The following is a 19,996-nucleotide window of genomic DNA, read 5'->3' on the forward strand; positions in this document are numbered from 1 at the left end:
TCAAGAATGACGGTACAACTTTATAATACAAGGACTCGAACAAAGACAGCGTTTTCTCCAATTGATCCAGCACATATTCAAATGTACGTGTGTGGACCGACAGTATATGCTCCACCCCATATTGGGAATGGTCGACCTGTTGTAGTATTTGATCTATTATTTCGATTGTTACAGGCTGTGTACCCAAAAGTAACCTATGTTCGCAACATCACAGATGTTGATGATAAGATCAATCAACGAGCTTTAGAAACTGGGCGTTCTATTCAAGATATTACCACTGAAACCACGGAGTATTTTCATGAGACGTGTGTGTATTTAGGTGCGGTGTCTCCAACAGTTGAGCCTCGCGTTACGGGGCATATTCCTGAAATTATCCAGATGATTCAAACGTTGGTTGATAAAGGTTTTGCTTATGAAAAAGAAGGGCATGTGCTGTATCGCGTTCATAGATTCGCAGACTATGGTCAGTTGTCGCGTAAAAATCAGGATGAACTTTTAGCAGGTGCTCGCGTTGAAGTTGCTCCGTATAAAGAAAATGCCGAAGATTTTGTGTTGTGGAAACCGTCAACCGCACCAACTCCAGGGTGGGAAAGTCCCTTTGGATATGGTCGCCCAGGGTGGCATATTGAATGTTCGGCGATGAGCTCAAAGCATTTGGGTGAAACCTTTGATATCCACGGTGGAGGGATTGATTTAGTGTTCCCGCATCATGAAAATGAAATCGCTCAAAGCACAGCATGTCATGATGCGCCCATGGCAAATGTATGGATGCACAATGGACATCTTAGCGTGAATGGGCAAAAGATGTCGAAATCTGTGGGTAATGTAATCATTATTCAGGATTTGATGCATACGTTGAATGGCCAGATTGTGCGCTGGGGTTTGCTCAGCAGTCAGTACCGCCAACCCTTAGATTGGACGCAAGAGCTGGTTCAAAATTCCCACGCAGCATTAAATCGCTTATACACTGCGTTAGAGACATTGTCGGATGAACTATGGACGCCGCTGTCAATTGATTACCAGAACATTGATACAGTTGTGTTAAGTGCCTTGCAAGATGATCTTAATACACCGGCTGCTTTTGCCAGGCTGCATGAACTTGTGCATGCTATCAATACGGCAGTTAATGCGCAGGATAAATTTCAGTTGCAAACGATATTGTTAAACACGGCTAGATTCATGGGGTTTTTAACTGTCTCAGCCAATGAATGGTTTCGTGGTGCATTGTCTATTGATGCGATCAGTGAGTCTGAAATTCAAGACTATCTGGATCAGCGTCAAGCTGCAAAATTAGCCAAAGATTTTAAGACAGCAGATGATATTCGAGACACTTTAAGATCAAAAGGAGTGATCATAAAGGATACTCCAACAGGGCAAGAATGGCAGCGCGCGAATTAATGGAAATAGTTTATGTTGATACCCTTGAAGGTTTAGAGTATGCCATTCAGGTTATGGAACAGGAAACGACGTATCTGGCTGTAGATACAGAATTTCGTAGGGAAGATACATACTTCCCTCAACTGTGTTTAATTCAAGTTGCAACGCAAAATCATGTCTTTTTAATTGATGCGATAAAAATTACGAATGTAAGCCCTTTTTTTCGGATCCTTACCAATAAAGATATACTTAAGGTTTTTCACTCTGGGCGTCAGGATCTTGAAATATTTTGTCACCTAATGCAGGGGGACGTCGCCATCTCAATTTTTGATACTCAAATCGCTGCGATGCTTGCAGGATACGGGGAATCTGCGGGGTTTGAGTCATTGGTGTATAAGCTATTAAAGGTTTCCTTGGATAAATCATCCAGGCATACCAATTGGACGCAGCGTCCTTTGAAAGAAGAGCAGAAATCTTATGCCGTTAACGACGTATTGTATCTACGCCCCTTGTATGAATTGATGGTTAAAAAGCTTGCTCACTCAGGGCGATTGGATTGGATGAAGGAAGAAGTAATTCCTTTAGAAACTGCGGGTTTTTTGATTGTGCCTCCATCAGAAGCCTGGAGGAGATTAAGCCTCAGCCACCCAACAGCTCGACATTTTGCGGTGTTAAAAGCCCTAACAGAGTGGCGTGAAGCAACAGCCCAAAAGACTGATACACCACGTTCATGGCTATTAAAAGATGAAGTGATTTTAGATATCATCGCCCGCAGGCCAAGCACACCTGAGCAGTTGCGCAAAATTCCTCATTTTCCTTGGGATGATACACTTCTTCGCGACGAAGTATTTTCCATTGTGCAAGCAGTGATGGAGATTCCAGAAGATGAATTGTCAGCTCCAGAAGCATTGCCTGCGTTATCAAAATCCAAGCAAAACATTTTAGAGATGCTAAAGCTATTGCTGAAAATGGTTGCCGATCAACTGGATGTAAATCCAAAGCTAATTGCTGATAAAGAAGATCTGGTTGTGTGGCTATCGGCTGATAATCCATCTGAACGTCAAGTGCATACTGCCCAAGGTTGGCGATATGATATGTTTTGGAAACTGGCGCAAGAATTGCTAGGTGGAAACATCGCCTTACGCATTCAGGATGATCATATCATCATCGAATCCACTTCATAATTTGACATTATGTCAACATAAAAGTATTTTTATTTGCTTTGACAGATAGAGAGATATATACCTTTGAGTATGTAAAATCGTTTAATTTCCAGATTGTTAATCAGGAGGCTGAGATGACAGCATATATACCCCCAAAACATCCTGGGGCAATATTGTTAGAAAAATTTCTAATCCCCCTTGGTATTACTCAATTGGTATTATCCAAAGATGTGAATATTCCGTTGCGCAGAATCAATGAGATATGCCGAGGAAAGCGAAGTATGACACCTGAAACCGCCTTTAGATTGGCTATATATTTCCAAATGTCCCCAGAAGTCTGGTTGGTGATGCAGCATCGGTATGAATTAGAACTGATCAAACAAAAAGATGCAGTGCGATTAAAGCGAGAGGTTCGCCCCTTTTCTGGTGTTATTGGTGATATTGCTGCATGCTACCAATAGTCTGTCTTAAATAATCTGTTCATAAACTATAAATGCTGATATGACTTTTAGTTTTTTGGTTTCTTAAACCAAGCGGTGTTGATTATTAATTCCGTAATAAAATTCCCTCCAAAGTCTCTGAAAGCCTCAGTGTTTATTACCAGCATTTTTATATCAAAAATATTTTAGAAAAAAACTTTACAAATTAGCAATTTTTTAACCATTGAAGGAGTAACATATAGAAGTAATACAACAAAAAGGAATAAGAAATGACGAATAAATTAAAAATGTTATTAAAGACCACAGCTGCTGTGGCGACATTGATGGTTGGATCGCAAAGTTGGGCAGCAACGCTACATGATGCTGCTGGCGTTGACCAAAAAGCAGCAGACATTTCTGTAACAGCAAACTCTTTTGCTACATACACAGCCGAAGGTGGTGTGACAGTTGCTTATGTGGGTGCCGGTGGTGGTATGACAGTTGGCGCTGGTGGGTCTTTAGTGCTATTTTTATCGCCAGACGTTACCACATCATTGACTTATGCTGATCCACTAATCCTAAACAGCAACGCCTCTCTATATTTAATGAAAGGTTCTCCGGTAGGTATATTTGATTTATCAAGCGCTGTTGTTAGCAATCCAATCAACGCTGCAGCTACTGGTGTAGGGATTTATTTAACAAGTGCGACGACGTTGCCAGATATGTCAGCCATGGTAGGTACCACAATTTATGTGCTTAACTCGCTTGCATTAACGGGTGTTCTTGCTGGATTTGGTGGCCCGATTGACATTAAAGAAGGCAGAAGTTTAACACCTGTTACATGGACTGCCTGTGGTGGGTTGTTGGGTGCGGGAACATTAACTGCGGCAAACACGAACCTTACAGTTAATGGAGATGTTGCCGGAGATTTGACATTGAACCTAACAGGAATGACAACAGCTGCACGTGCTCTTGTTGTTACAGGAAGTTTTGCAACAACTAAAGCCTTTACTTCTGTACCGGGTGCTGGTACCGATGGAATCACTACTGTTCACGGAAACATGGTTTTGGGTGCTGCATTCACAACGGCTGGTGCTGGTGTGACTGTTACGGCTGGAAATCTTTCAGCGGCTGGACTAACAACGGTTGCTGCCCTTGCTCCATTAGTAGTTACGGCTGGAAATGCATCGTTTAATGCCCTTACTGCAAACGCTGCGGTAACTGTTACGGCTGGAGATGCAACATTTGCAGGAGCTGTGTCTGCTGCTCATGCTAACGCTGATATCACAGTTGGCAGGGATGCAACATTCTCTGGAACATTTGGTTCTGTTACAGGTGCTAACTTAGCAGTTGCTAGAAATGCAGTATTTACAGGAGTCGTTACTTCTTCTGGTGCTATAGCCGTTACTGGGGACGCAACATTTTCAGCAGCTCTTACAGCAAACAGCACGGTAAGTGTTGGTGGAAATGCTGCGTTTTCTGGAAACGTTACAGCTAACGCGACAGCTGCAATGAGTGTTGCGGGGGATGCAGAATTTTCAGGAACTCTAACGACTAACGCGACTGCGCCAGTAACTGTTGACGGAAATGCGATATTTAACGGACTTGTTACCGCCGGCGGTGCATTAACTGTTGAAGGAAATGCAATGTTTGACGGAAATGTTGTTGCAACGGGGGCCTTAAGCGTTGACGGAGATATAAAATTCGCAGGAGACGTTACTGCAAATGGTGGACTAACGGTTGTGGGTGGCGTAGTCTTTGAAGGCGATCTTGCAGTTGGTGCAGCTGAAGTGTTGTCCATTGCGGGATCTGTAAACTTAAAAGGCGATCTAACAACGGGTGCATCATCTCAAATCATCTTGCCAGGTGCTATAAGCGGAGCTGGATCTATCAACCTGAGCCCTATTACAGCGGGTATTCCCTCATTTGGTGATGCTTCTGCGTTTACGGGTGCTGTAGTGCTTGGGTCACAACCAGTGGTATTTGCAAAAGCTCCAGCATCTGTGTTTACCGGTCATCAAAATAACGTAACATTTACAAATGGTGGAACTGTAGCAAGAATGGTATCTGCGGGTACAAATGCAAAAGTTACTGGTGGCACAACAGGTAGCGATGTCGTTATTACAGAATATGAATTGCCAAATGCCTTTGCTGCTACGTTTATTCCTGGTGCGGGAAAGAAAATGACAGTTACAACGTTAAGTCAGCACAGCGTTGCTGATGAAGCTATTACTGTAAGTGGCGCTGGTACAATGATATTCAAAAGCAATATCAATGCAGGTGGTTCAGCTGTTCACACATTCAATGCGCCAACATCTATTGCAAAATACACATTGTTGGCAGGGGCTACACCAGTAATTACAATCAATGAAAACGTAACAATGGATGAGTTGGTTATTTCAGCTGCTGGAGTTACGTTTGTAGTTGCTGACGGAAAAACATTAACAGTAAAGAAAGTTACGGGTAATGGTAACGTTACTGTAAATGGTGCTGGTACATTGGCTGCGAAATTGCCAGCAAGCTATACTGGTAACGTTGTTACTGGAGGTACTGCTAAGTTAAAATAACTAAGCAACCCGAGTTAATAACGAACAAAATAAACACCCACATTTGTGGGTGTTTATTTATTTGTACGACAAATAAAACCAGGGTTATCCATCGTGGATTGCGTATAGGCCAGCAACTGATCCAGCTTGTGATACAGCATGACGCTGTACCCATGCAGCAGGTCCGATGTGGTCGAGGATTTTATGTCGCAATCGCAGAAGTGATCCCAACGTTCTGATGGTTAATCACGCACAAAGTGAGCACAAGGCGCAGGTTTGCTCCTGGTAACGTGCCGTTGCATTTAATAGAAGAACTTGTGGAGCAAAGGGCGCCGTAATCGTTTTGGTCTTAGTGTTAAGCTCAGTGTGGATTGTGTTGTTTCACGCCAACTTAAGTTGGTGAAGCTCTTAATTTTTATAGCAAGTGTTACTTCTTTCTAGCCTTTTGGTAGAGAATCCCGTAAACTGCGCCCTATGGATCATAACGAATTTGCAGACGGAGTATTAGAGCTTTTAAACCCCAAACAACGGGAAGCCGTTGATTATTTTGGTGGTCCTTTATTGATTCTTGCTGGGGCGGGAACAGGAAAAACAAAAGTTTTAACAACTCGAATTGGACACATTATCCAAACATATCGGGCTGCTCCCCATGAAATTTTAGCCGTCACATTCACCAATAAGGCCGCCAGTGAAATGCGCGACAGAGTCTTAAAATTTGTTGCAGGCGCCCATGCTATGTGGTTGGGAACGTTTCATTCTATTGGTTTAAGAATTATTCGGAATCATGCAGAGGCCATTGGCTTGCAGCCCAATTTCACCGTGTTGGATCCTGATGATCAGTTGCGATTAATCAAGCAAGTTATTAAAGCAGCTGGACTTGACGAAAAACGGCACCCGCCTAAAATTGCAATGCAAGTGATCAACTTATTGAAAGATAGAGCTGTATCGCCACTAACAACGGATGTTCGTAAGTACAGAGATCCAAAAACCAATCGATTTGTATCAGGTTGGATTGTCGATACGTATTTGACGTATCAAGAGCGATTAAAAATATTAAACGCCGCTGATTTCGGTGATTTGTTGCTGCATTGTGTTTCCTTGTTTCAGTTGTTTCCGGATGTATTAAGCCGATATCACCAACAGTTTAAATTCATCTTAATTGATGAGTATCAAGATACTAACGTTGCGCAATACTTGTGGCTGCGATTGATGGCTCAAGGTGGCGCGCAAGTATGTTGTGTTGGCGATGATGACCAATCCATCTATGGATGGCGTGGTGCAGAAGTTGATAACATATTGCGATTTGAACATGATTTCCAAGGCGCAAAAGTTGTTCGCCTGGAACAAAACTATCGATCCACCACCCATATTTTGGGAGCCGCCGCTGGGCTTATTGCGCACAACAAAGGGCGATTAGGCAAAGAGTTGTGGACAGACCTTGATGGTGGCGAAAAAGTCGATATCCATTGTGTCTATGATTCCGAAGAAGAAGCCATTGTTACTGTCAATGCGTTGGAACGTCTGTATAAAAGTGGTTACCCCTTAAATGAAACCGCAATATTAGTGCGTGCCAGCCATCAAACCCGTGAGTTTGAAGAACGACTCATGGTGTGTGGTTTGCCCTATCGCGTTGTGGGCGGAATGCGATTTTATGAGCGACAAGAAATTCGCGATGCCTTAGCATATCTGCGGTTAGTCCACCAAACCAGCGATAGCCTTGCCTACGAACGTATTGTAAACATGCCCCGTCGTGGGATTGGTGAAAGCACGCTGAACATCATGCACAGCGTTGCCCGTGATCAGGGAATTAGCATGTTTGATGCGACGGCTCAGTTAATTGAAACTGATGAATTTCGCCCTCAAACAACGACCGTATTGCGGGGGTTTGTAGAAGATGTGCGTAGGTGGCAGTTGATGTCTCAAGAAATGCCACCTTCAGAGTTAGCAAAGATTATATTGGATGAATCTGGATATACTGCGTATTGGCGCAATGAAACAACACCAGATGCGCCAACTCGGTTAGAAAACTTAAAAGAATTAGTTGTTGCCCTTGAAGAATTTTCGACCCTTGACGGATTCTTAGAACACGTATCCTTAGTAATGGAAGTAACCCAGAAAGATTCGGGCCCCCAGATTACAATCATGACATTACACAGTGCTAAAGGATTAGAGTTTGGTACAGTATTCTTGCCCGGATGGGAAGAGGGGTTGTTTCCCCATCAGCGTGCTTTGGAAGATTCAGGCGCAGATGGTTTAGAAGAAGAGCGTCGCCTAGCCTATGTAGGGATTACTCGCGCTAAAGAAAAAGCAGTCATTACCTATGCAACCATGCGTCGTATTTACAATCAGATGCAACATAATTTACCCTCTCGGTTCTTATCAGAATTGCCATCGGAACATGTGGTTTGGCACAACCGAATGGGGCGCAATCAACCTATGCAAAAGGGGAGAAGACCTGGTAGAGATTATGACAATAGGAACAGGCAGCCCCAACGATACGTGCAGCAAAAGTCAACGTTTTCAGACTTTGAGTTTAATCAGGATTCTTCTAATGTACCCAAAGCAAGTACTCGTCTGGTGTACCATAAAAAGTTTGGTATGGGCAAAGTTGTACGCTTAGAAGGCGACAAAGCCGATGTTAATTTCGAAGAGTTCGGGCTGAAAAAAGTATTGGTGAGTTTTTTAACTGAAGTCTAAATTGGCAACCTGAGGCTGCACTCAATAGGTTAGATCCGATGTGATTTGAGAAGTGTAATAAAATACAATGCGGGAGGATGAGGGGCACAACTGTTGAAAGTGATCAGAAGAGGTGTTTAACGATATTAAAATCACCCACTTAAACACCAAGCTATGAATGTTATAAAAAACTTCATATTGTGTAAAATAGTCGCATATCTATTACTTAATTCATACATATCTGTATGATTGACACAATTAATCGGTTTATCAATGATTTTCCCTGTTCTATTGATTTGTTGTCAAAAATATTCTTTTTCTAATCACTTTCAACAGTTGTGGGATGAGGGGGGGTTGAACCTACCTTCGGCGCAGGGCAGCGTGACGTTGCATCCGTTAGGTTGTTTTGATCCACCTTCGGCGCAGGAGGGCACAACTGTTGAAAGTGATTAGAAGAAGTGTTTAACGATATTAAAATCACCCACTTAAACACCAAGCTATGAATGTTATAAAAAACTTCATATTGTGTAAAATAGTCGCATATCTATTACTTAATTCATACATATCTGTATGATTGACACAATTAATCGGTTTATCAATGATTTTCCCTGTTCTATTGATTTGTTGTCAAAAATATTCTTTTTCTAATCACTTTCAACAGTTGTGCGCAGGAGGGGTAAGGGTGAAAAATGATTTTGAGATGTTTTTGAGTTTAGTAGTGTTTTCGTTCCTTTGTTTTGTTTGAAAGTGCTGTGTTTGTAGCTTTCAGAGTTAAGTTATATAAAATCCGTGTCCAATCACACCCGATCTAACTATCGGATGCAACGTCACGTTGCCAGCGTCACGCTGGCGTTGTTTAAAACCGAGTGAATCCCCAGTAACCCGCACGTGCAGAAAGAACCCCATTTCTTACACGAATGGGGAAAGGCGGACTTTAGTATAATATACAAAGTCGGTGTTTTACGAGCCCGTCGGCTCTAGGGGTTGTTTACAGGGCTGTGTCTACTGATCGGGTAGTTTGAGCGCCTGTACTGGGGATTCAGTTCGGCATGTCTTTGAGTGGTTCAAAGACGTAGAACGAAAAAAGGCTACCCAGGTTTTTGGGTAGCCTTTTCGCAATTCTAGTTATTAGTATACACAGTGAGTTTGAATTGTCAATATATTTCTGAGAGATTGGGTTGTTTTTGTAATCCGTGTCAGATCAGATCTAAGCTAATGGATTCAACCGCAGGTTGGCAGCGTCAGGCTGCCAAAAAAGTGAATTCCGTCAATCTTTTGTTAACATTTGTCTGATAGTTTGAAGATGGACGGATTATAGTAAACTCAGATCTCACTTCGGTGAGTGCATCTGATACGTAATGACGATTCTGAATATACATTAGCGCAGCGCTGCGTGACCTATGTTCTAGTTTGAACGGGGATGGTATCCCTGGGAAGACGTGTAACTTTTCAAAAACGATTTTTTTGAAAGATACCAATTGTATTACGTAGTGGTGGCGGGGGGAGGACACGCACTGAGTAAATGATGATGGGAGGGCCCCATCGGGGGCGCGAGACCAGCAGCTAGAAAAATTCAATTTTTTTAAAAAATTCCAAAGGAGTCCAGTGTGACGCTGCCAACGTGCCGTTGGATCCTATAGGTTGTATCGGGTGTGTGCTGACACGGAATATAATTTTTTCAAATTGTATTTATAACTAAACGCACATAGTGTGAGAAGATCGTAGGGATCCAACGTGACGATGTCGGCTTACGGCATTGCTTTTATAATCCGCGCTTGTGCGAATTGGATCTATCCATAGGATGCAACCTCAGGTTGCCACTGTCACGCTGCCTAATGGGTCCAGGGATCATCCCTGGCGGTACGTTGCCACTGTCACGCTGAAGAGTAAGAACTTTTCAGTTTAGGGATTAAGCAATCGAATTAAAAATACTCGTCAATCGACATGACTCTGATTTAATTCAAAGTCATGTCGCTGATGGAGAAAGTACATTTGGAACACGGTAGTTTTGAGTTCGCTTCATCAAAGGATGTGTGCCCTTTCAAAACCATTGATTTTCCTTACATTTCCATATCGAAGGATAGGTTAAAAGAGAGAGAGTATCCCAACGAGATGTCTTTTGTTAGACCGCACCCTGCAGTAAGGCGTCCGCAATCATAGGTAAATGCTGTTTGAAACTGCATACCATAAGTTAAAGGCAAGATCTCTGAGGGTATTGATAGATTGGCATTGTTAAGGGTTGCCATGTAAGACGATCTAGCTGCATATATTTCTGTGAAAACTTGCGCTGAAATATCAACGTTTGCAGTGCGCTTTTTAAGGGTTGCAGTACACAAAACGTGAGTTTCATTAACTGTATTGACATCTAATTGTCCAAAGACGGTATTGCTGGCACCATGCCGTGCATGGTGCAGTGTTGAGACATTGAGTGCCGCATATCCGTCAGATATATTACCATGGTGAACTCCCAAGCTTGCTCCGTTTAGGGTTCCATCGACGCTGGAAAACCCATCAATCCCAACCTGTTTATATTGACCATGCATGGCGCCTATATTGGAGTGTGGCAGGCTGATGGTTGGTTGTGTAACGCTGACACTCACTCGCGCATTTTGCGTTACATTCAGACCTGCTGTGTTTTGGGTTTCAAGGCCTGTGTGATACGTGCCTTGGAAAATTCCTGTTTCGGTTCTGTATTGATCACCATCGCGCAACCCATCAAAAGTTAACGGAACGGATCGAATGGCCGATAAGTGTGATCCTTGTGTTATATCATGCAAAGCTTTTTGAGCTGTTGTTGTATCTAGTAGAGCCGTACGCAATGTCCCCGTTGCTTCATCCTGGCTAAGCAGTTGATGCGCAATCTGAGTTTCTGTATGGGAAAGTCCCGTTGCTTTTAATCCTTTGCCTGTTAGTGTCAGCGTAAGACGGTTAGCCTTTGTAGTGTCGTCGGTGCTGTTCGTCAAATCAAACGAAGCTGCAAATGTTTGCATTCCCTGTATAAATTGTGTCGGTTTGCTGCGTTTGCTTTCAATTAATACAACTTTGTCACCGATTTTGATCGATCCATCCAATTCAGTCAACGTTACTGAAACTGGTGATTTAATATCAGTATATTCAGCTTGCATTAACGGTGTTGTTGAAGGCGTGTCCCACACAACATTTAAGGTTCCACCTGCCTGGCTAACCATATACGTGCTGACATTAAACGGGGCGCTGCTGGTTAATTCAACGGTACCGCCTTGTTGATCCACAAGATCAATACGTGCTGTTCTATCTTGGGTGTATAGTTTTACGCCAGGCGTTAATATTAAGTGATCGACGCGTCCTGCCACCATAAACTCTCCCTCGGTTGCCCAGGGAAATCGTCTGTGTTTATTGGCGTTTAACTGCTGCATTGTCATCCCAAACTGTGACAGTGCATCTGGGACATATCTAATATTATTGCCGTTAGTTACCACAGAGTTTGTATCCACATATAGCGCATGCGTGGTTATGTTACCAGTTTGGCTGATGGATACCTGTGCGTTTTCAAAACGTAACGCAAGTGCTGTAAGATTGCCGGAACCAGTTACTTTTAAATCAGCATCTTTTAAGTCCATAACACTGAATGTTGCCGCAGTATTCAGTTGAAAGTGTCCCTTGTTTTTGGCAGAATCGCCCCACACGTCCATGATAACGCCGTTAGATGAATCTGAGTCGGGCACTTTGTTCAGGTTTTGTGTTGCATTTATAGAGTGAGGCGCGGACCCTGCGATGTTTAGAGCCTTTTGGTTTTCAACCCAGTGCAGGTATGAATCCAGTGTCATGAAATAGGCGCCGTCGGTTAATTCAACTGGCGTTTTTGGTTTTTCCATTAGGCTGTTGTAGATATATACAGCTGCGTTTAAGGGTCTTTGTTCAGGCTGTCCCTGGGGTTGCACAACAGGTTCGGGCGTCAACAATTCGGTTAAATTTGATGGCGCCGCAGATTGAGACGGCTGTTCCCCAGTTGGAGTGTTGGATCCAGATTTCGAGGTATCACCACAGCCCGACATCAGTGCCATGCTGCACACAGTTAAACATAAAGTTGTGCGAATGTTCATGGTTATTTCTTTCTTGTTGTTATTTCGTTGTTTCATGATCTATCACCGTGTCCATGTTGTGCCAGACGAATTTGTCCAGCCTCCTGTGTTAGATTGCGTGACTCCACTAGGCAAGATAAGCGTCTTAATTTCAGCATTCGTAATCGTTGCAAAATTTAACGGTGAAAGTAACCCGGTCATTGTCGACAGATCCAGTGTTGCACCAGTGTCTTTTGTCATTGAGTTGTTATTCACCCATGCTGGCAATGATGTTGCATTTCCGGTAAGGTTGATGCGGGTGAGCTTATTGGCATTTGACGTTGTAATGGCAGTTACAGTTGCTGGTGATAGCGTTCCATTTGCTCCCGTATTTGCCTTTGCGGTTAAAATAACAAAAATGGGTGTGTTGTAGAAGAACCAATTACCAATCGTTTGAACATTTGTTAATGCACTTAGGTCAACGCTGATTAATCCGGTGGATCCATCAAAGAACATAGAACCAATTGTTGTAACATTCGTTAATGTACTGAGGTTGATACTGGTTAATCCGGTACAGCCACGGAAGAACCCATCACCAATCGTTTGAACATTTGTTAATGCGCTTAGGTCAACGCTGATTAATCCGGTACATCCATAGAAGAACCAATTACCAATCGTTTGAACATTTGCTAATGCGCTTAAGTCAACGCTAGTTAATCCGGTACATCCATAGAAAAAATCGGTACTAATTGATGTTACCGCGGTTAATCCACTTAGGTTGACGCTAGTTAAGCCTGTACATCTTAAGAAGAAGTATTGACCAATCCTTTTCACTGAGGTTAATGCGCTGAGATTGATGCTGGTTAATCCGGTACATCCATAGAAAAAACCATTACCAATCGTTTGAACAGCGGTTAATCCAGTGAGATTGACGCTGGTTAGTCCGATACATTTTTGAAAGAACCAGCCGCCAATCGATGTCACGGAGGTTAATGCGCTGAGGTCAACGCTAGTTAATCCGGAACATCCATAGAAGAAGTATTGATCAATCGTTTGAACAGCGGTTAATCCACTGAGGTTAACGCTAGTTAATCCGGTACATTCATAGAAGAACCAAATGCCAATCGTTTGAACATTTGTTAATGCACTGAGGTCAACGCTGGTTAATCCGATACATCTTAAGAAGAATCCATCACCAATCGATGTAACCTTTGTTAATGCACTTAGGTCAACGCTGCTTAATCCGGAACATCCATAGAAGAAGTATTGACCAATCGTTTGAACAGCAGTTAATCCACTGAGGTCAACGCTAGCTAATCCGTTACATCTGTAGAAGAACCCATCACCAATCGTTTGAGCATTTGTTAATGCACTTAGGTTAACGCGTGTTAATCCGGAGCATTCTTGAAGAAAACAATCTCCGATAGTTGTAACATGTGTTAGACCGCTTAAATCAATGTTTTGAAGTGTGGAATCATATGTGGAAATGAACTCTTTACCAATTGATGTCACATTTGTAAGTTGATGCAGATTTATGCTTACAAGATGAATACATCTATTTAAAAAGTTATCCCCAATAGACGTTGTGATTGAATCCACCACTGTTACATGTGTAATGTGTGTTGGGAATGTGCTGGTTGCATCGGGAGCAGTATTATAAGCCCCAATGGATGCAAAGGCTGAAACATTCGCTGTCAAGTGCGTTACGGTGGTAGGTAGGTTTTGAATCGTAGTTACCGTTTCTGGAAGGATAAGGTTTGTAACATCTGCACTAATCGTTGATAGATCTAGTACTGCTGGTAACCCCGTCATTGCAGACAGATCGAGTATTGCGCCGGCATCTTTTGTCAATGCGCCATTTGTTGCCCATGTAGGAACTGTGTTTGCATTACCGGTAAGGGTGATGCGGGTCAATCCAGTATGCCCACTGGCAAGTTGAATAGTTACTGTTGAGGATCCGTCTGTAGTTATTTCCGTCACATTCGCAGGTAATATTACTGTTGTAATCTCTGAATTCAGTCCTGTTAGATTTAACGGTGAAAGTAACCCGGTCATTGTCGACAGATCCAGTGTTGCACCAGTGTCTTTTGTCATTGAGTTGTTATTCACCCATGCAGGCAATGATGTTGCATTGCCGGTAAGGTTAATGCGGGTGAGCTTATTGGCTGTTGACGTTGTAATAGCAGTTACAGTTGCTGGTGATAGCGTTCCATTGGCTCCCGTATTTGCCTTTGCGGTTAAAGTGACAAAAATGGGTGTGTTGTAGAAGAACCCACTACCAATAGATGTTATAGCGATTAATGCACTCAAATCAGCGCTGGTTAATGCTGTACATCCATCAAAAAACCCGGTCCCAATCGATGTAACAGCTGTTAGTTTACCAAGATTAATGCTGGTTAAATTTGTATTATTACGTAAGAAATTATCACCGATTGATGTTGTGGTTGAATCCGAAACTGTTACATGAGTGATGTGTGTTGGGAATGTGCTGGTGGCATTCCAAGCAGTATTATAAGCCCCAATGGATGCAAAAGATGGAACATTTGCTGTCAGATGCGTTACGGTGGTGGGTAGGTTTTGAATCGCAGTTACCGTCTGTGGAAGGATAATGTTTGTAATCTTAGAATCTAATCCCGATAGATTTAATGTTGCTGGTAACCCCGTCATTTCTGACAGATCCAGAGTTGCATTCGCTGCAGTTAATGACCCGTCTGTTGCCCATGTTGGTGCAGATGCACCACTGCCGGTAAGTTTTAAGCTGATGAGTCTGTTTGATATATCTGTAGGTTGTACGCCTATATTAATGGTCAGTCCTGTAATATCGGTATTTAATCCTGTTAGATCTAGTCTTGCGGGTAGATTTGTCATCGCTGATAAATCCAGAGTTGCATTTGCGGCAGTTAATGACCCATCTGTTGCCCAGGTGGGGAGTGTGTTTGCATTTCCTTCAAGGTTGATGTGGGTCAATCCGAGATGCCCAACTGCAAGCTGAACAGTTACTGTTGAAGATGCGGACATGGTTATTGTGGTCACATTCGCGGGCACAATTATTCTTGTAATTTCTGCGCTAAATCCCGTCATTGCAGATAGATCTAATGTTGCAGGTAACCCTGTCACTGCTGACAGATCCAATGTTGCATTCGTGTTTGTTAATGATCCATTTATTGCCCAAGCTGGGATAGTATTTAAATTGCCGGTAAGGTTGAGTGTGGTAAGTCCGGTTATACCGCTTATGCTTGTTACAGTAGACGGGATAGTTAAGTTTGTTACTGTGTTAGACAAGATTATCGTTGTGATATCAGCATTTATACCTGTTAAATCAACAGTAGTTCCAGTCATTGCAGACAGATCCAGAGTTGCATTTACTGCAGTTAATGTTCCGTTGATTGCCCATGTTGGAATTGTGGCTGCATTTCCTGTAAGGTTTATACGGGTTAATCCAGAAACTCCGCTTATCGTTGTTACCGTAGACGGGATAGTTAGGGTTGTCATATTGGTACGCAAGGTTACTGTTGTAATATCAGAGTTTAATCCTGTTAGAGCTAACGTAGGAGGTAAGTTTGTCAGTGCAGACAGATTTAATGTTGCACCAGTTGCGGTCAATGATCCATTTGTTGCCCATGTTGGAACTGTGGTTGCATTGCCCGTAAGCTTGAGTATGGTTAGTCGGTCTGTTATCCCCGTAGGTTGTATGCTTGCGTTAATGACCAGTTTCGTAATATCTGAACTAATAGTCGACAGATTTAATGTTGTGGGTAACCCAGTCATTGCGGACAGATCCAGTATTGCATCTGCTGCAGTTATCAAAGTGTTATTCACCCATGTTGGTAATGACGTTGCATTTCCGTTAAGGTTGATTCTGGTAAATTTATTGGCTAGCTGTGTTGCAATAGCACTTATTGTTGCCGGTGATAGTGTTGCTCCAGTATCTTCCTGCATGTTTAAGGTGACTAATTTGTCGCAATCCTTAAAGAAGTCTTGATCAATCGTTTGAACATTTGTTAATCCAGTGAGGTTGATGCTGGTTAAGGCGGTACAGTTAGAAAAGAACCCATTGCCAATTGTTTGAACATAAAATAGTTGATGAAGGAAGACGCTGGGTAATTTGATACATTCAGCGAAAAACGATTGACCAATTGTTTGAGTAGCTGTTAATCCAGTAGGGTTAGCGTAGGTTAATCCAGTACAGCTATAGCAGAAATAATTGCCAACCGATGTAACTGCAGTTAATCTAGCAAGAGTGATAGACATAAGTGTATTGCAATTACATAAGAAAAAATCAGAAATCGACGTTGTGGTTGAATCCGAAACTGTTACATGAGTGATGTGTGTTGGGAATGTGCTGGTGGCATTCCAAGCAGTATTATAAGCCCCAATGGATGCAAAAGATGGAACATTTGCTGTCAGATGCGTTACGGTGGTGGGTAGGTTTTGAATCGCAGTTACCGTCTGTGGAAGGATAATGTTTGTAATCTTAGAATCTAATCCCGATAGATTTAATGTTGCTGGTAACCCCGTCATTTCTGACAGATCCAGAGTTGCATTTGCTGCAGTTAATGAACCGTCTGTTGCCCATGTTGGTAATGATGTTCCATTTCCAGTAAGTGTGAGTGTTTTCAGAATGCTTTTTCCGTTTACCGTTTTTATAGCAGACGGGACAATTAAGAGTTTTACTGTGGCGGGAAGAACGACCGCTGTAATATTAGCATTTAACCCTGTTAGATCTAATCTGATACCTAGTCCAGTAACTGCAGACAGATCAATTTTTGCGTTTGGCACTGCAAGTCGTTGAGTGTTTAGTGGAGCACCAGTTGCATCTCCTGTAACGATAATGTTTAAAGGTTTTGTTGAGATAATGTCTTTACTCCCGCGCAGCTGATCCACCGTAATACTGATGCTGATTAAACTTGGGTACTGACTTAAATCCTGACCCGTATACACCAGATGTGTAATAGGGGTTGCGGGCGCAGCAACTTGTTTAGCCGGAGGCGTATCCACGTGTTCTTTTTTTTCGGCAAAAGGTTTTAGAGTCAAGCTGCTGTTAAATTTTAAAGGTTTCACCAAACTTTTATATAATAAATTATCGATAGATGCGGTTTGAGAGACAGAATCGTTCCAAATTTTATCTGCTTTGGGCGACGTTAATACCTGTGTTAAAGCCTTGGTCAGAGCAGCACTGACTGTCGGTTCCAATTTCGGAGTGTCTTCGTCGTTTGTGAAGCTCAGAGTCTTGCTGGCTTCAGGTGCGCTTAACACAATGGCTGTGTATAATGCAGCAAATTTGTCTTTTTCAGATTGTTTTTTATTCTTGTAGGTTGGCAACGCATTTAAAATTTCTGTTATAGAATTAAGAGTTGCTTGACGTTGTAATATAGCTTGTTTGTGTATTGTTTCGTAGGCTGCCTCACCCTGTGTGTGAGAACGCAACACAGACAGATCTCCGTAAACATTAGAGGAAGAAAACCAAGCAGAGCCCAATAAAAGGGCTAGAATCTTTTTATCATTTTCCATAATCAACCGTTTGTTTTGTATTTATTTTTATTTAGTTTAGCGGGGCTTTCTTAAATTTTTATTAAGATCAGTAGGATGTGTAATTACGAATATGGTTAGCAGGAGCCAGCGGTGGCAACCAAGATATTGGGCATGAGGTTTTTAAGCAGGTTTTACGGCGAAAGGTCTCCAGCAAAGTGGGTCATTCGCGGAGAGCCCCATCGGAGCATGAGACCAAAAACGTAGTGTGACAAGACCTTGCGGGGTGTAGAAACTATTTTTAAAATACATCTTTTTGTTAACCTTTTGTTAATTCTTGATCGATACTATGAATACATTAGCCAGCTGCCCCTGGCTAGTCACAGACCCCTTCAGTTCCCTCCAACCTACTGGAAGGGGTCATCCTTAATTCGGCACCTTAAGTGTTCTAGGTAGGCTTTATTGGAATCGATAATGCTTTCAGGGGTATTGATTGTGCCGTTGTCGTATTTTCAGATTGCTATGATGGATAAATAGTGGTGGTGTTTTCATAACGTTTGTTATAGGTTTATGACTGAAATTCAACAAATGAAAGGAAGCCCTTATGTCTTGGAAACCAAAAGAATTTGCACAATGTTTGCCCTGTGTTGTTGCTAAAAACTGTAAAGACTCGATTGAGTTTTATACAGCTGCATTTGGATTTACAGAGTTAGACAATACATCTGTGGATGAAAACGGCGATGTTCAGCATGCAATGTTGCAACTGGGTGAAGTGACCATTATGTTAACACCAGAAGGTGCATTTGGTATGCCGCATTTAACACCCACATCGTCTGGTGTTATGTCGCCAATGGGATTGTATATTTATGTTGAAAACGTCGATAAGTTCTATGAACAAGCCGTTGCTGCAGGTGCCAAAAGCTTAAATAAACCTGAGGATAGTTTTTGGGGTGACCGCTATGCTAGGCTTATGGACTTAGATGGTTACGAATGGTCATTTGCCACATATACAGGCAAGATTGTGCATCAACATACTCATACAGGCGATTGCTGTTAAGGCGTGTCGAAGTTTCCCCCCATTTAGGTGGGGGATCTTATCTGCTAATATATAAAAGTATTTTTGACGCGTTTAGAGTTTAAAAGATAGGCAATGATTATTGCTGAGGGTAGGATTTTAAAAAACAAGACAGCAATCAGCATTTTTGTTTCTATGTGATTAAAATAATGTAACCGCATAAAATGCATTAATACTTCATTTGTTATGTTTAAACTGCTTACAGTGATTTGACACCAAGGGTAGTATGTTTTTTTCTTCAGCAAAGATACAATTAAAAAAACGTTAAAAACGATGGGGGTTAATGTAAGGGGGAAGAAAGAATTGCCGAACAGTTCTCTATGTATCTCGGCTATGGTTGAGGTCGCTAAAAATAATATTAATGCTATCAATAAGCCGCTTAGTCCTAAGGGGTGAGAGCTAACGGCTCTTGGCGTTGCTTTTATAATTGAAATGACGAAACCAGTAATGGTTAGTACGATGAAAAGCAATTAGGTCAATAATGACATGGTGTTTTTTCCATAAAAAAGCAACTGTATTGAGGGATAAGATTTGTGTCAATCTTTGATTGTTGTATTCAAAGATTGACACATTAATATTGTGATTATTAGTTATTCGCTTGCTCCCTCTAAAAACCGCGGAGGGCTAGTTCTTCCTTCATCTCAAGAAATGTCTTGTGGAAACGATACAAACTTTCTAGTTGGCGCGCATCCATCTGCTTCCATTCTGGATCGTCAGGTATTCCTAACGAGCACAGTTTGTACATCCACTCAAACCAGCTATTTCCCTAACGACTTCTAAGTGATCAATCGTTGAATTTTCAGGGTTGGTGGCTGTTTCAGGTTTAGCTTGTGCCACAACTATTTTGAATGGTCGTGTTTCTGTGTTTGCCAGATTTTCAAATGAGGTGAGATTACGTGCTGTCGTTTGTGAAGTATTGAGTCTTGCTGGTGGAATGTCTATAATCATAGCGGATATGGCAGGGATCAAAGTTACAAATGTGGTTAGGGCAATTTTTAAAATCATGTTTTTTCCTTTGTTGATTAAGCATCTTCAATTATAGCGTTTAGGATTGCTTGAGCGCGTTCTTGCGAAAATACAAAGCCTAGTACCTTCATCATTTCCTCCATACCGTTGGGTGCAATCTGAGTAAGTGCAATACCTACTCCACGCTCAAAATCGGTAAACTCTGCGCCTGTTCTGCCGGGGTCTAAATTAAGAGTTGCTTGAATTGCTAATATACTATCAATTT

The 19,996-nt window shown here is 42.1% G+C and carries 10 protein-coding genes; 6 read left to right on the plus strand and 4 right to left on the minus strand.

Features of this window, described 5'->3' with window-relative positions:
- The first annotated feature begins 6 nt into the window (after positions 1 to 6).
- From cysS to CPBP_RS05020, 5 genes are all read left to right on the plus strand, one after another.
- A complete protein-coding gene (cysS, locus tag CPBP_RS05000) occupies positions 7 to 1,398 on the plus strand; it encodes a cysteine--tRNA ligase (protein ID WP_350331769.1) in 1,392 nt (463 codons plus the stop codon).
- Positions 1,380 to 2,561 carry a ribonuclease D gene (locus tag CPBP_RS05005; protein WP_350331770.1) on the plus strand — a complete coding sequence of 394 codons (1,182 nt, stop codon included), beginning with the start codon at positions 1,380 to 1,382 and terminating at the stop codon, positions 2,559 to 2,561. Before cysS ends, CPBP_RS05005 begins: the two co-directional genes overlap by 19 nt.
- Positions 2,562 to 2,674: 113 nt before the next feature.
- The gene (locus tag CPBP_RS05010) at positions 2,675 to 3,001 is read left to right on the plus strand and encodes a HigA family addiction module antitoxin (protein ID WP_350331771.1); all 327 of its coding nucleotides are present in this window, start codon (positions 2,675 to 2,677) and stop codon (positions 2,999 to 3,001) included.
- A gap of 248 nt (positions 3,002 to 3,249) precedes the next feature.
- On the plus strand, positions 3,250 to 5,526 hold the full coding sequence (locus CPBP_RS05015) for a beta strand repeat-containing protein (RefSeq protein WP_350331772.1): 2,277 nt from the start codon (positions 3,250 to 3,252) through the stop codon (positions 5,524 to 5,526).
- Positions 5,527 to 5,979: 453 nt separating this feature from the next.
- The gene (locus CPBP_RS05020) at positions 5,980 to 8,202 is read left to right on the plus strand and encodes an ATP-dependent helicase (RefSeq protein WP_350331773.1); all 2,223 of its coding nucleotides are present in this window, start codon (positions 5,980 to 5,982) and stop codon (positions 8,200 to 8,202) included.
- A 2,039-nt stretch (positions 8,203 to 10,241) separates the two neighbouring features.
- On the opposite strand, the gene CPBP_RS05025 is transcribed toward CPBP_RS05020, so the two are convergent.
- The gene (locus CPBP_RS05025) at positions 10,242 to 12,299 is read right to left on the minus strand and encodes a hypothetical protein (protein WP_350331774.1); all 2,058 of its coding nucleotides are present in this window, start codon (positions 12,297 to 12,299) and stop codon (positions 10,242 to 10,244) included.
- Positions 12,300 to 12,305: 6 nt separating this feature from the next.
- On the minus strand, positions 12,306 to 17,732 hold the full coding sequence (locus CPBP_RS05030; RefSeq protein ID WP_350331775.1) for a leucine-rich repeat domain-containing protein: 5,427 nt from the start codon (positions 17,730 to 17,732) through the stop codon (positions 12,306 to 12,308).
- Positions 17,733 to 18,294: 562 nt separating this feature from the next.
- Between CPBP_RS05030 and CPBP_RS05035 the strand changes: the two genes are divergently transcribed.
- Entirely contained in the window at positions 18,295 to 18,747 is a 453-nt protein-coding gene (locus CPBP_RS05035; RefSeq protein WP_350331776.1) for a VOC family protein, read from the plus strand.
- Between the two features lie 44 nt (positions 18,748 to 18,791).
- Here CPBP_RS05035 and CPBP_RS05040 read toward each other — a convergent pair whose 3' ends face one another.
- Positions 18,792 to 19,235, minus strand: coding sequence for a DUF2569 family protein (locus CPBP_RS05040; RefSeq protein WP_350331777.1), 444 nt, complete (start codon positions 19,233 to 19,235; stop codon positions 18,792 to 18,794).
- A 253-nt stretch (positions 19,236 to 19,488) separates the two neighbouring features.
- The gene (locus CPBP_RS05045) at positions 19,489 to 19,770 is read right to left on the minus strand and encodes a hypothetical protein (protein ID WP_350331778.1); all 282 of its coding nucleotides are present in this window, start codon (positions 19,768 to 19,770) and stop codon (positions 19,489 to 19,491) included.
- Positions 19,771 to 19,996 lie beyond the last annotated feature (226 nt).

This window comes from Candidatus Bodocaedibacter vickermanii (assembly GCF_014896945.1).
In the GTDB taxonomy this organism is placed as follows: Bacteria; Pseudomonadota; Alphaproteobacteria; order UBA6184; family UBA6184; genus Bodonicaedibacter; species Bodonicaedibacter vickermanii.

What these genes read in the sequence shown, in the direction of transcription:
- cysS (WP_350331769.1), top strand. Translation starts at nt 7, where the DNA reads ATGACGGTACAACTTTATAATACAAGGACTCGAACAAAGACAGCGTTT.
- CPBP_RS05005 (WP_350331770.1), top strand. Translation starts at nt 1,380, where the DNA reads ATGGCAGCGCGCGAATTAATGGAAATAGTTTATGTTGATACCCTTGAA.
- CPBP_RS05010 (WP_350331771.1), top strand. Translation starts at nt 2,675, where the DNA reads ATGACAGCATATATACCCCCAAAACATCCTGGGGCAATATTGTTAGAA.
- CPBP_RS05015 (WP_350331772.1), top strand. Translation starts at nt 3,250, where the DNA reads ATGACGAATAAATTAAAAATGTTATTAAAGACCACAGCTGCTGTGGCG.
- CPBP_RS05020 (WP_350331773.1), top strand. Translation starts at nt 5,980, where the DNA reads ATGGATCATAACGAATTTGCAGACGGAGTATTAGAGCTTTTAAACCCC.
- CPBP_RS05025 (WP_350331774.1), bottom strand. Translation starts at nt 12,299, where the DNA reads ATGAAACAACGAAATAACAACAAGAAAGAAATAACCATGAACATTCGC.
- CPBP_RS05030 (WP_350331775.1), bottom strand. Translation starts at nt 17,732, where the DNA reads ATGGAAAATGATAAAAAGATTCTAGCCCTTTTATTGGGCTCTGCTTGG.
- CPBP_RS05035 (WP_350331776.1), top strand. Translation starts at nt 18,295, where the DNA reads ATGTCTTGGAAACCAAAAGAATTTGCACAATGTTTGCCCTGTGTTGTT.
- CPBP_RS05045 (WP_350331778.1), bottom strand. Translation starts at nt 19,770, where the DNA reads ATGATTTTAAAAATTGCCCTAACCACATTTGTAACTTTGATCCCTGCC.